10 protein-coding genes are annotated in these 13,210 nt (G+C 43.8%); all 10 read left to right on the top strand.

The window, feature by feature from the left end:
• The first annotated feature begins 2 nt into the window (after window positions 1–2).
• The 10 genes from cdsA (at window position 3) to dnaE (ending at window position 13,203) form a co-directional block, all read left to right on the top strand.
• Complete coding sequence (gene cdsA, locus ACWPW6_RS14685) at window positions 3–866, top strand: phosphatidate cytidylyltransferase (protein WP_163862851.1); 864 nt, start codon at window positions 3–5, stop codon at window positions 864–866.
• Window positions 867–874: 8 nt separating this feature from the next.
• Window positions 875–2,227: a sigma E protease regulator RseP gene (gene rseP / locus ACWPW6_RS14680; protein WP_154623757.1), complete on the top strand. Its 1,353-nt coding sequence runs from the start codon at window positions 875–877 to the stop codon at window positions 2,225–2,227.
• Between the two features lie 40 nt (window positions 2,228–2,267).
• Window positions 2,268–4,682, top strand: coding sequence for an outer membrane protein assembly factor BamA (bamA, locus tag ACWPW6_RS14675; protein ID WP_154623758.1), 2,415 nt, complete (start codon window positions 2,268–2,270; stop codon window positions 4,680–4,682).
• Between the two features lie 91 nt (window positions 4,683–4,773).
• On the top strand, window positions 4,774–5,268 hold the full coding sequence (gene skp, locus ACWPW6_RS14670) for a molecular chaperone Skp (protein WP_163862850.1): 495 nt from the start codon (window positions 4,774–4,776) through the stop codon (window positions 5,266–5,268).
• A 3-nt stretch (window positions 5,269–5,271) separates the two neighbouring features.
• Window positions 5,272–6,309 (top strand): UDP-3-O-(3-hydroxymyristoyl)glucosamine N-acyltransferase, encoded by a 1,038-nt coding sequence (lpxD, locus tag ACWPW6_RS14665; protein ID WP_154623759.1) that lies wholly within the window; start codon window positions 5,272–5,274, stop codon window positions 6,307–6,309.
• A gap of 130 nt (window positions 6,310–6,439) precedes the next feature.
• Window positions 6,440–6,892: a 3-hydroxyacyl-ACP dehydratase FabZ gene (gene fabZ, locus ACWPW6_RS14660; protein ID WP_004916757.1), complete on the top strand. Its 453-nt coding sequence runs from the start codon at window positions 6,440–6,442 to the stop codon at window positions 6,890–6,892.
• Between the two features lies 1 nt (window position 6,893).
• Window positions 6,894–7,691 carry an acyl-ACP--UDP-N-acetylglucosamine O-acyltransferase gene (gene lpxA, locus ACWPW6_RS14655; RefSeq protein WP_154623760.1) on the top strand — a complete coding sequence of 266 codons (798 nt, stop codon included), beginning with the start codon at window positions 6,894–6,896 and terminating at the stop codon, window positions 7,689–7,691.
• 270 nt (window positions 7,692–7,961) lie between these two features.
• Window positions 7,962–9,116: a lipid-A-disaccharide synthase gene (gene lpxB / locus ACWPW6_RS14650; protein ID WP_154623761.1), complete on the top strand. Its 1,155-nt coding sequence runs from the start codon at window positions 7,962–7,964 to the stop codon at window positions 9,114–9,116.
• Complete coding sequence (rnhB, locus tag ACWPW6_RS14645) at window positions 9,116–9,709, top strand: ribonuclease HII (RefSeq protein WP_154623762.1); 594 nt, start codon at window positions 9,116–9,118, stop codon at window positions 9,707–9,709. The genes lpxB and rnhB overlap by 1 nt, the downstream gene beginning before the upstream one ends.
• A gap of 11 nt (window positions 9,710–9,720) precedes the next feature.
• A complete protein-coding gene (dnaE, locus tag ACWPW6_RS14640; protein WP_249999252.1) occupies window positions 9,721–13,203 on the top strand; it encodes a DNA polymerase III subunit alpha in 3,483 nt (1,160 codons plus the stop codon).
• Window positions 13,204–13,210 lie beyond the last annotated feature (7 nt).

The raw sequence follows: 13,210 nt of genomic DNA, 5'->3' as shown, positions 1-13,210 counted from the left end.
TTGTGCTGAAATATCGTTTACTAACAGCGATAGTGTTAATACCGCTGGTCATTGCTGCGCTCTTTTTACTGTCACCCGCTGCTTTTGGTTATGTGGTGATCGCGGTATGTGCATTAGGGGCGTGGGAATGGGCACAATTTGCAGGTTGGCGTACTCAACCTAAACGCATTGGCCTCGCGATTGTTTTTGCTGTCGTGTTATTGGCGATGCAATGCTCTTTTGCTGACATGATACATTTGGAGAATGAGCCGCTAATATTATATGGTTTATGGGCTGGCCTTGTTTGGTGGCTTGTGGCAATTTTGCTTGTCGTTACTTTCCCGACATCGGCAAAAACATGGGGTCAATCAGTGGTGATACGCCTACTATTTGGTGTGTTAACGATCATTCCTTTCTATTGTGGGATGATGGTACTCAGAACGATTGGTTACCACAGTGACACTTTCTTTGGTGCTTGGTGGTTACTCTATGTTATGTTGCTGGTATGGGGCGCAGATTCTGGCGCCTACGCATTTGGGCGTACGATGGGACGCCATAAAATGGCACCAAGAGTCTCCCCCGGTAAAACGTGGGAAGGATTAGTCGGTGGCTTAATCACGGCAGGTATCATCTCTTGGCTATTTAGTTTATTCGCGCCAATCCCTGTCATGCCGGATTATTTGCTAGTTACATCAATTATTGTTGTTGTAGTATCTGTATTCGGTGATTTGACTGAAAGTATGTTTAAGCGCCAATCAGACATTAAGGACAGTAGTCATTTAATTCCGGGGCATGGTGGAATTCTTGACCGAATTGATAGTCTAACAGCAGCGATACCAGTATTTGCGGGTTTAAATTTATTAGTTTTTAATGGATTTGGTCTCTAGGATAAGACATGGGCTTTTTTTGGAGTTTAGCGGCATTTATTATCGCCATTGGCGTGTTAATTACCGTACATGAATTTGGGCACTTTTGGATCGCACGTCGCTGTGGCGTTTATGTCGAACGTTTTTCGATCGGGTTTGGGAAAACGTTATGGCGTAAGGTAGACCGACAAGGTACTGAATTTGTTATTGCCATGATCCCATTAGGTGGCTACGTCAAAATGCTTGATGAGCGTGTCGGTGATGTGTCACCTGAACGTCGTCATATGGCATTTAACAATAAAACCATTGGACAGAGAGCCGCGATTATTAGCGCAGGACCAATTGCGAACTTTTTACTAGCAATTGTTGTCTACTGGGTGGTGTTTATGATTGGTATTCCGTCAGTACGCCCAGTGGTTGAAGATGTCAAATCCGGATCGATTGCGGCGACAGCCAATATTTCGCCGGGTATGGAACTAAAATCGATTGATGGTATCGAAACGCCTGACTGGAATGCAATTCGTTTAGCGCTAGTGGGAAAAATTGGTGATCGTGAACTCACGATGGAGGTGATACCTCAAGGGTTTAATGAACCTATCACCAAAACGGTTGATTTAACCACATGGCAATTTGATCCTGAAACACAAGACCCTGTTCTTTCCATAGGGCTCATGCCTGTTTCTGCTCGAATCGACCCTGTGATATCGAAAGTGTCACCGGGCCTTGCGGCTGAACGCGCGGGTTTACAACCTGGGGATAGAATTGTTAGCGTAAATGGGGAAGCCGTCGATCTGTGGAATCCAGTGACTCGATTTATTCGTAATAGTCCGAATCAGCCATTGAAATTAGAGGTTGAAAGAAATAATCAGGTCATTGCGCTGGTATTGACGCCAGACAGCCAAAATGGAAAGAATGGAAAGCAAATTGGATTTGCGGGAGTTGAACTAACAGTGTTACCGTTAGCGGATGAATACAGAATGGTACAGCAATACGGACCATTCGCTGCTATCTATCAAGCTAGCGATAAAACATGGCAGTTAATGAAACTGACCGTCAATATGATGGGTAAATTAGTTGTTGGGGATGTCAAACTTAACAACTTGAGTGGACCGATATCGATCGCTAAAGGTGCGGGGGTATCGGCAGAATCAGGCTTGGTATATTATTTGATGTTCATTGCGCTGATAAGCGTGAACTTGGGCATTATCAATTTGTTTCCATTGCCTGTTTTAGATGGGGGGCACTTGCTCTTCCTGTTAATTGAAAAAATTAAAGGGAGTCCAGTGTCTGAGCGAGTACAAGACTTTAGTTATCGGATAGGTGCAATGGCATTGATTCTGTTAATGGGACTTGCACTTTTTAATGATTTCTCTCGCTTCTAACAAGTAAGCTGGGGACCAGTAAGGAATACGCATAACAACGATGGCGATGAAAAAGTTGCTCATAGCGTCGCTGCTGTTTGGCAGCGCCACTGCATACGGTTCAGACGGATTCGTAGTTAAGGACATTCGTTTCGAAGGTCTACAACGCGTCGCCGTTGGTGCAGCATTATTGAACATGCCTGTTAGGGTAGGTGACTCGATTGATAACGAAGATATTAGCCGTTCAATCCGTTCTCTATTCTCTACCGGCAACTTCGAAGATGTTAGGGTCCTGCGTGATGGAAACACGCTGATCGTTCAAGTTAAAGAGCGACCAACCATCGCGAGTATCACTTTTACAGGCAATAAATCTGTTAAAGATGATATGCTCAAACAAAACTTGGAAGCATCAAACATTCGTGTCGGTGAAGCTCTTGACCGTACGACGATAGCGAACATTGAGAAGGGTCTAGAAGACTTCTACTATAGCGTTGGTAAATACAACGCGACAGTAAAAGCCGTTGCTACGCCACTGCCGCGTAACCGTGTTGATTTAAAATTTGTGTTCTCTGAAGGCGTGTCTGCAAAAATTCAGCAGATTAACGTTGTGGGTAACAAAAATTACACGACGGCAGAATTGGTTAACAAATTCCAATTACGCGATGATGTACCATGGTGGAACTTAGCGGCAGACCAAAAATATCAAAAACAAAAACTGGCTGGTGACTTAGAAACTCTGCGTAGCTTCTATCTTGATCGTGGCTATGCGCGTTTCAACATCGACTCCACTCAAGTCAGCTTGACGCCAGACAAAAAAGATATCTACATTACGATTAATGTCACTGAAGGCGATCAATATAAGATCTCTGGTGTGGAAATTAATGGTAATACCGCAGATCATCTAACGGAAATTCAAGAACTCATTACGATCACGCCGGGTGAATTGTATAACGGCACCCAAGTGACGAGTATGGAAAATAAAATTAAGGACCTTCTCGGTCGTTATGGTTATGCCTATCCTCGTGTAATGACGCAGCCTGAAATCAATGATGAAGATAAAACAGTTAAACTGCATGTTAATATCGATGCAGGTAACCGTTTCTATGTTCGCCAAATTCGTTTCCAAGGTAATGATACGAGTAAAGACTCTGTTCTCCGTCGTGAAATGCGTCAGATGGAAGGGGCTTGGCTGGGGAACGACTTAGTTGAATTAGGTAAAGAACGTCTCAATCGTACAGGTTTCTTTGAAACAGTTGATGTTGAAACTCAACGGATCCCAGGTAGCCCAGACCAAGTCGATGTGGTTTACAAAGTGAAAGAACGTAATACAGGTTCCATGAACTTTGGTGTCGGTTTTGGTACTGAGAGTGGTGTGAGTTTCCAAGTTGGTGTCACCCAAGATAACTGGTTGGGAACAGGTAATGCTGTTGGGATCAACGCAAGTAAAAATGATTACTCAACCAACGTTGAGATGTCATTTACGGATCCTTACTTTACCGTTAACGGTGTGAGTTTAGGCGGTCGTATATTCTATAATGACTTCCGAGCAAAAGATGCAGACCTGTCTGGTTATACGAATAAGACTTATGGTTTAGATAGCTTCTTAAGCTTCCCATTCAATGAAAATAACTCATTCCGCCTCGGCGCAGGTTATGTTCATAACTCATTGTCTGATATGCGTCCGCAAGCCGCGATGTGGGATTACCTCTACTCAATGGGAGATAAACCACCAATCAATGATGATGGCCGCAATAAAGAGAAGTTTAATGCAGATGACTTCACTGTTAACGTAGGTTGGACTTATAATTCATTGAACCGTGGTTTCTTCCCAACATCGGGTAATAAAACCAGTGTTTCAGGTAAGATTACTGTTCCAGGCTCTGATAACGAGTACTATAAACTGCGTTTCGACACCGCTCAATACGTTCCACTCAACGAAGATGAAACGTGGGTTATCTTAGGTCGTGCACAAGCAGGTTTCGGTGATGGTATCGGCAGTAAGCAAATGCCATTCTACGAAAACTTCTATGCGGGTGGTTCAAGTACTATTCGTGGTTTCCGCTCTAATAACATCGGGCCAAAAGCGGTTTATCTGAAAAATGTGAATGGCAAAGTCGGCCCAGAACCGGGTAGCCCATCGAGTGATGCCGTTGGTGGTAACGCAATGTATGCAGCGTCTTTTGAGCTGATTACACCAACACCATTCATTGATGAGAAATATGCGAATACGGTGAGAACATCATTATTTGTTGATGCAGGAACCGTGTGGGATACCAATTGGAATAGTATTAATCCTGAGTGGCGTGCAGGCATGCCTGATTATGGTAAAGCGACGAATATTCGAGCTTCCGCTGGGGTTGCTTTACAATGGATGTCACCACTTGGACCTCTGGTCTTCTCCTATGCGCAGCCTATTAAGGACTACGAAGGGGATAAATCAGAACAGTTCCAATTTAATATTGGTAGAACATGGTAATCTAGACTGTGTCTATTTAAGGAAAGCCCTCACACATTAATGTGAGGGTAACTAAAATTTCCAGCCATAAATATGGGTTAAGGAGTTTCGTGTGAAAAAATTGTTGTGTGCGGCGGGTGTGAGTCTGGCTTTGGCTATGTCTGCGGGTGCTTATGCAGATAAAATTGCTGTCGTGAACGTTGGTGAAATTTTCCAAAACATGCCAGCACGCGAAGCCGTTGCTAAACAGCTTGAAAGCGAATTTAAAAGCCGTGCGACAGAGTTGCAGAACTTGGAAAAAGATCTACAGTCACGTGTCGAAAAACTGCGTCGTGACGGTGCAACAATGAAGCAAAGCGAACGTGAAAAACAAGAAAAAGAGCTGATGACCAAGCGTGATCAGTTTGCAGAAAAAGCTCAGAAATTTGAAGAAGACAATCGTCGTCGTCAAATGGAAGAACGTAACAAAATCCTAAGCCGTATTCAGGATTCTATTAAATCTGTCGCTGCCAAAGAAGGCTATGATGTGGTTATCGATGCAAATGCAGTTGCTTATGCAAAAGATAGCGTAGACATTACCAGTCAGGTTCAAAAGCAGGTTAAATAATAGATGTCCTCAATTCGATTGGCTGACCTTGCTCAGCAGTTGAATGCACAGTTACACGGTGATGGCAATATTGTCATCACCGGTATTGCTCCGATGTATTCAGCAAATAATCAACAAATCACATTCCTGTCAGATAGCCGTTATAGCGATAAACTTGCAGAGTGTCAGGCTGCTGCGGTTGTGTTAACAGCTAAAGACCTTAGTGCTTGTAAGGTTGCAGCGCTGGTGGTTGATAATCCTTACCTTGCTTATGCACGCATGGCACAAATCATGGATACCACACCAAGTCCAGCAGAAAACATTCACCCTTCAGCAGTTATCGCTGAAGATGCGCAGGTTGGGAGCAACGTGGCGATAGGTGCAAATGCGGTTATTGAAAGTGGTGTTGTGCTTGGTGATAACGTTGTAATTGGTGCTGGTTGCTTTGTGGGCAAACATGCCCGTATTGGTGCCGGTAGTCGTCTCTGGGCGAATGTTAGTATTTATCATCATGTTGAAATCGGTGAGCAATGTTTGATCCAGTCAGGTACAGTGATTGGTTCCGATGGTTTTGGTTACGCAAATGACCGTGGCAATTGGGTTAAAATACCGCAACTCGGCACAGTTATTATTGGTGATCGCGTCGAAATTGGTGCCTGCACAACGATTGATCGTGGCGCATTGGATAACACGGTTATTGGTAGCAATGTCATTATTGATAACCAATGCCAGATAGCGCATAACGTTAATATTGGCGAGGGTACCGCTGTCGCCGGTGGCGTTATCATGGCTGGCAGTTTAAAAATAGGTCGCTACTGTATGATTGGTGGCGCCAGCGTCATTAATGGTCATATGGAAATTTGTGATAAGGTGACCGTCACAGGTATGGGAATGGTTATGAGACCAATCACAGAACCTGGTGTATACTCTTCTGGTATTCCTTTACAGCCTAATAAAGTTTGGCGTAAAACAGCAGCGTTAGTTTTGAATATCAATGAGATGAATAAGCGTTTGAAAGCTGTTGAACGTGAATTGGACAGCCAAACTCAAAAAAAACAGTAATCATTTTGTAATTCAGGTTAAAATAAGTGACTGAGTTACGTTTTTCCGGCCTGCCAGTTAACCTAAGTTTATGGTTAAAGCAGGCCGATTCGTTAATTAAATTGTATTTATAGACAGGAAGAGTATTTCGATGAGTGATAATCATACTCTGAATATTGAAGAGATTTTAGAACTACTTCCACACCGCTATCCGTTCCTTTTGGTTGATCGCGTACTGGATTTTGAAAAAGGAAAATCTCTGCGTGCAGTAAAAAATGTTTCATTTAATGAGCCATTTTTCCAAGGGCATTTTCCAGGCAAACCGATTTTCCCAGGCGTATTGATTCTAGAAGCCATGGCACAAGCTACAGGTATTCTGGCATTTAAAAGTGTCGGTAAACTAGAGCCGGGTGAATTGTATTATTTTGCAGCGATTGATAATGCGCGTTTCAAACGTCCTGTATTACCGGGAGATCAAATGATCCTCGAAGTCGAGTTCATTAAAGAACGTCGTGGCGTTGCACGTTTTAAAGGTGTTGCAAAAGTAGATGGAGAAGTGGCCTGCGAAGCTGAAATGATGTGCGCCCGTCGCCGTGAGGTCTGATATGATTGATAAAACAGCCTGTATTCATCCCTCATCGATTGTCGAAGATGGAGCTATTATCGGTGCCAATGTTCGTATTGGCCCTTTTTGTTATATTGGTGCTAACGTTGAAATAGGTGAAGGCACTGAGCTCAAATCTCACATTGTCATTAATGGCTATACCAAAATTGGTCGTGATAATGTGATCTTTCAGTTTGCTTCGATTGGTGAAATTAACCAAGATCTGAAATATCAAGGTGAGCCAACACGCGTCGAAATCGGTGACAGAAACCGGATTAGAGAAAGTGTGACTATCCATCGTGGCACAACCCAAGGTGGTAGCTTGACCAAAGTGGGTGATGACAACCTATTTATGGTCAACGTGCATATCGCTCACGACTGTATTATTGGTAACCGTTGTATCATTGCCAACAACGGTACATTGGGTGGCCATGTTATTTTAGGTGATTTCGCGATAATTGGCGGTATGACTGCTGTTCACCAGTTTTGTCAAATTGGTGCTCACGTTATGGTTGGTGGTTGTTCTGGTGTGGCACAAGATGTCCCCCCTTACGTTATCGCGCAAGGTAACCATGCAACGCCTTATGGCCTAAACATTGAAGGCTTAAAGCGCCGCGGCTTTGATAAAGAGTCTTTGCATGCGATCCGTAATGCTTATAAAACCCTTTATCGTTCAGGCAAGTCACTTGAAGAAGCACGTAGTGAAATTGCCGAGCTTGCTCAAGCAAATCCTCACGTAAAAGTTTTCAGTGATTTCCTTGAAAACTCGGCTGAGTCTAACCGTGGTATTATTCGCTAATTGTTCTTTACGCGAGTGAAGTCAGGCCGTTAGCCGGGGGTTGTTTACCTTTGTTGTTTATTATTACCCTGATTTAGGGGAATTAATAAGCTGATGATTCAAGTATGATATTGAATAAAATTAGGTTCATTTAAACCGAAAATTAGAAAGCGTAGCCCTCGGGTTCGATAAAAACCGTTTTTCTTATGTTAAGAATTTTTGTCGAGATAAAACGGTTTAATGCGAATAAAAATTGACCACCAAAGGTAAGCAGCCCCTAAGGAGAGAATTTTGGCGAATCATAACCGCCCACTGACTATCGGCCTTGTTGCTGGAGAAACATCTGGCGATATACTCGGCGCTGGGCTTATCCGAGCACTGAAAGAACAAGTTCCTGATGCACGTTTTGTTGGCGTGGCGGGGCCTTTAATGCAAGCGGAAGGTTGTGAAGCTTGGTATGAAATGGAAGAGTTGGCAGTGATGGGTGTCGTTGAAGTATTAGGTCGGCTCCCTCGGTTACTTTCTATTCGTAAAGACCTGACCAAGCGCTTTACACAGTTGCAGCCAGATATTTTTGTCGGTATTGATGCACCTGATTTTAATATTACCCTTGAAGGCAAATTAAAATCAAAAGGCATTAAAACTATTCATTACGTTAGTCCATCCGTTTGGGCATGGCGACAAAAGCGTGTTTTCAAAATTGGGCGCTCGACAAACTTAGTGCTTGCTTTTTTACCTTTTGAAAAAGCGTTTTATGATCGCTTTAATGTTCCGTGCCGCTTTATTGGGCATACCATGGCCGATGCAATTCCTCTTCATGTCGATAAAATAGCGGCAAGACAACGTCTTGGTATACCTGAGGAAGGAAAATGTTTAGCGCTATTACCGGGAAGTCGGCACTCTGAAGTCGAAATGCTCAGTGCTGATTTTTTACAAACCGCTAAAATTTTGCACCAGCACTTTATTGACCTGCATATTGTTGTACCTCTCGTCAATCAAAAACGTCGTGAGCAATTTGAATCGATTCGTCAACAGGTCGCCCCTGAGTTAACGATTCATCTGTTAGATGGGCAGGCTAGAGATGCCATGATCGCGGCGGATGCGACCCTACTTGCCTCGGGTACTGCTGCGTTGGAATGCATGTTAACCAAGTGTCCGATGGTGGTTGGCTACCGTATGAAGCCTTTCACTTTTTGGTTAGCAAAACGGTTAGTGAAAACACCTTATGTTTCACTGCCAAACTTACTGGCTGAAAAAGAAATAGTTAAAGAGTTGCTCCAAGAAGAGTGCCAACCTGATAATTTAGCTCAGCAGTTAATTCCATTATTGGAAGGGGGGGAGCAGGTGGAACAGTTAAAAGCAACATTTTTACAGCTTCACCAATTGATTCGCTGCGATGCAGATAAACAAGCGGCTGATGCTGTATTGGATTTGGTTCGAAATTAATGGATTTTATATACCCTAAAGCCAACTTAATTGCTGGCGTAGATGAAGTCGGACGTGGCCCGTTGGTGGGGGCGGTTGTCACCGCCGCGGTCATATTAGATCCTACCAAACCGATCATCGGTTTGACGGATTCGAAAAAATTAACGGAAAAAAAGCGCGAAAAGCTGTTTGTTGAAATCCAAGAAAAAGCCTTATGTTGGTGTATTGGCCGAGCAGAACCAGAAGAAATTGATGAACTCAATATTCTGCATGCAACAATGTTGGCGATGCAGCGGGCCGTTGCTGGTTTAAGTATGACACCGGATTTTGTCTTAGTGGATGGCAATCGTTGCCCTACATTATCGATGCCTTCACAAGCCGTCGTCAAAGGTGATAGTTTAGTTCAGGAAATCAGCGCCGCTTCCATTTTAGCCAAAGTGGTTAGAGATCGTGAAATGGTTGAGTTGGATATAGCTTACCCTGAATATGGTTTTGCTAAGCATAAAGGCTATCCAACCGCATATCATTTAGAAAAACTCGCACAATTTGGTGCAACAAAATTTCATCGTAAGAGTTTTGCTCCAGTGCGTCGTGCATTAGAAGCGAAAAATTGAGTATAAATTAGATGGCTGAACCTCGTTTTATTCACTTACGTGTTCATAGTGATTATTCAATGATTGATGGGCTGGCAAAAACTGGCCCATTAGTCAAAAAAGTGGCAGCAATGGGGATGCCAGCACTTGCTATTACCGATTTTACGAACCTGTGCGGTTTAGTAAAATTCTATGGAGCAGCGCACGGTGCTGGTATCAAACCCATCATTGGGGCTGACTTTTTTGTTGAAAGCGAGCAACTCGGCGACGAAATCGCACACTTAACCGTGTTGGCTCGTAACAATGAAGGGTATCAAAACCTAACTCTTTTGATCTCAGAAGCGTATCAAAAAGGTTACGGTGCGATTGGCCCGACCATTCACCGTGATTGGCTGGTAAAACATAAAGAAGGACTGATTTTACTGTCTGGTGGCCGCCAAGGGGATGTCGGGCAGTTTTTATTACGTGGTAATCAAACGCTGGTTGATGAATGCTTAGCATTTTATGAAACCCACTTTCCTAGTTGTTATTATCTTGAATTAATTAGAACAGGAAGGCCTGATGAAGAAAGCTATTTGCATGCGGCGGTAGAGCTTGCTACACAGCGTGGTTTGCCGGTTGTTGCAACGAATGATGTACGCTTTATTGAAAGTAGCGATTTTGATGCTCATGAAATACGTGTAGCTATCCATGACGGATTTACCTTATCTGACCCTAAAAGGCCTAAAAAATATAGCCCTCAGCAATACTTACGTACGGAAGAAGAGATGTGCGAGCTATTCGCCGACATCCCTGAAGCGCTTGAAAATAGTGTAGAGATTGCTAAGCGTTGTAATGTCACCATTCGTCTCGGTGAGTACTTTCTCCCCCAATTCCCTACTGGGGACATGAAAACAGAAGACTTTTTGGTTATGCGCTCAAAAGAAGGATTAGAAGAGCGCCTCGAGTTTCTATTCCCTGATGAGAAAGTGAGAGCAGAAAGACGACCTGAATATGATGAGCGTTTAGACATTGAGCTTAACGTTATTAACCAAATGGGGTTCCCTGGTTACTTTTTGATCGTGATGGAGTTTATTCAATGGTCGAAAGATAATGGCGTACCAGTCGGTCCAGGGCGTGGTTCCGGTGCGGGGTCACTTGTTGCATATGCGCTGAAAATTACCGATTTGGATCCCTTGGAGTTCGACCTCCTTTTTGAACGATTCTTAAACCCAGAACGTGTTTCCATGCCGGACTTTGACGTCGACTTTTGTATGGAAAAACGTGATCAGGTGATTGACCACGTTGCTCAAATGTATGGGCGAGATGCCGTTTCTCAGATTATTACATTCGGTACTATGGCCGCAAAAGCGGTGATCCGCGACGTAGGGCGAGTATTGGGGCATCCGTATGGCTTCGTGGATCGGATTTCGAAATTGGTTCCCCCTGATCCGGGTATGACTCTAGATAAGGCATTTGAAGCCGAACCACAGTTACCTGAAATTTACGAGGCAGATGAAGAAGTTAAAGCGCTGATTGATATGGCGCGTAAACTTGAAGGTGTCACGCGTAACGCAGGAAAACATGCGGGGGGCGTTGTTATTGCCCCCACCAAAATTACAGACTTTGCGCCGCTTTATTGTGATGCGGAAGGTAATAACCCAGTTACTCAGTTCGATAAAAATGATGTCGAATATGCGGGGTTGGTCAAGTTCGACTTTTTGGGGTTACGTACCCTAACGATCATCAACTGGGCATTAGAGATGATCAATGCAAGGCGAGCCAAGAAAGGGCTTGAGCCTATCGACATTGCCGCAATCCCGCTGGATGATCAAAAAAGTTTTGATATGTTGCAACGTTCAGAAACGACCGCGGTATTCCAGCTGGAATCCCGAGGCATGAAAGATCTGATCAAGCGGCTACGTCCTGACTGTTTTGAAGATATGATCGCATTGGTTGCCTTGTTCCGTCCTGGTCCATTGCAATCAGGGATGGTAGATAACTTTATCGACCGTAAACATGGTCGTGAAGAGATCTCATACCCAGACGTACAGTGGCAACATGAATCATTAAAACCTGTCTTGGAGCCAACTTACGGTATTATCTTATACCAAGAACAGGTTATGCAGATTGCACAGGTATTAGCGGGTTATACGCTAGGTGGCGCAGATATGTTGCGCCGTGCAATGGGGAAAAAGAAACCCGAAGAGATGGCGAAACAGCGTTCTGTTTTTGAAGAGGGCGCGATCAAAAATGGAGTCGATGGGGAACTGTCGATGAAAATCTTTGATCTGGTAGAAAAGTTTGCTGGTTATGGATTTAACAAGTCTCACTCAGCGGCTTATGCTCTGGTTTCGTATCAAACATTGTGGCTGAAAGCTCACTATCCAGCTGAATTTATGGCTGCGGTAATGACGGCGGATATGGATAATACCGAAAAGGTTGTCGGTCTCGTCGACGAATGTTGGCGGATGGGATTGAAAGTATTACCACCTGATATTAATAGTGGACTTTATCATTTTCATGTTAACGATGAAGGTGAAATTGTTTATGGCATTGGTGCCATCAAAGGGGTTGGTGAAGGGCCGATCGAAGCCATTATCGAAGCTCGCCAGAAAGGTGGTATATTTAAAGAAATATTTGATCTTTGTGCTCGCGTTGATCTGAAAAAAATTAACCGCCGTGTTATGGAAAAACTGATCATGGCGGGGGCATTTGATCATTTAGGTCCCCATCGTGCGGCCTTGATGTCTTCATTAGAAGATGCTTTGAAAGCGGCTGATCAGCATGCAAAAGCAGAAGCTATCGGGCAAACGGATATGTTTGGTGTGCTGGCGGAAGCACCCGAACAAGTAGAAAGTTCATACGCAAGCGTACCCAAATGGCCTGATCAAGTCGTACTTGATGGCGAGCGAGAAACATTGGGGCTTTACTTGACAGGGCACCCAATAACGCGCTACTTAAGTGAGATCGAGCGCTATACTAATGGTTTAAGATTAAAAGATGTGAACCCAACCCCTCGTGGTCAAGTGACAACTGTGGTAGGTTTAGTACTTTCGGCCAAAGTTATTACGACTAAGCGTGGCAATCGAATCGGAATTTGTACGCTTGATGATCGTTCCGGTCGTCTGGATATTATGTTATTTTCAGATGCACTAGATAAATACCAGCACTTGCTGGAAAAAGACACTATCCTGATTGCCACCGGTCAGGTCAGCTTTGATGATTTTAACGGTGGTAATAAAATGACAGTACGGGAGTTAATGGATATTAGTGAAGCAAGGGAAAAATATGCGCGAGGACTTGCTATTTCACTGTCAGATAAACAAATTAATGATCAGTTGCTGAACCGACTTCGCAGCACTCTTGAACCCCATCGTTCAGGAACGATTCCGGTTCATTTGTATTATCAGAAGGATGACGCCAGAGCCAAACTTAAATTTGGGGTTATTTGGCGTGTGACACCCGTTGATGACCTTCTGAACTCTCTGCGAACTCTGCTGGGTAATGAGCAGGTAGAATTAGAATTTGACTAAAATAGGA

The sequence above is a fragment of the Providencia sp. Marseille-Q8014 genome (assembly GCF_965112055.1).
Note: the sequence above shows the minus strand (reverse complement) of the source record. Positions and strands in the feature narration are given on the sequence as shown.

Bases quoted from the DNA above. Each gene is read 5' to 3' on its own strand.
- lpxD (WP_154623759.1), top strand. From the start codon at position 5,272: ATGTCCTCAATTCGATTGGCTGACCTTGCTCAGCAGTTGAATGCACAG.
- bamA (WP_154623758.1), top strand. From the start codon at position 2,268: ATGGCGATGAAAAAGTTGCTCATAGCGTCGCTGCTGTTTGGCAGCGCC.
- rseP (WP_154623757.1), top strand. From the start codon at position 875: ATGGGCTTTTTTTGGAGTTTAGCGGCATTTATTATCGCCATTGGCGTG.
- rnhB (WP_154623762.1), top strand. From the start codon at position 9,116: ATGGATTTTATATACCCTAAAGCCAACTTAATTGCTGGCGTAGATGAA.
- lpxA (WP_154623760.1), top strand. From the start codon at position 6,894: ATGATTGATAAAACAGCCTGTATTCATCCCTCATCGATTGTCGAAGAT.
- dnaE (WP_249999252.1), top strand. From the start codon at position 9,721: ATGGCTGAACCTCGTTTTATTCACTTACGTGTTCATAGTGATTATTCA.
- fabZ (WP_004916757.1), top strand. From the start codon at position 6,440: ATGAGTGATAATCATACTCTGAATATTGAAGAGATTTTAGAACTACTT.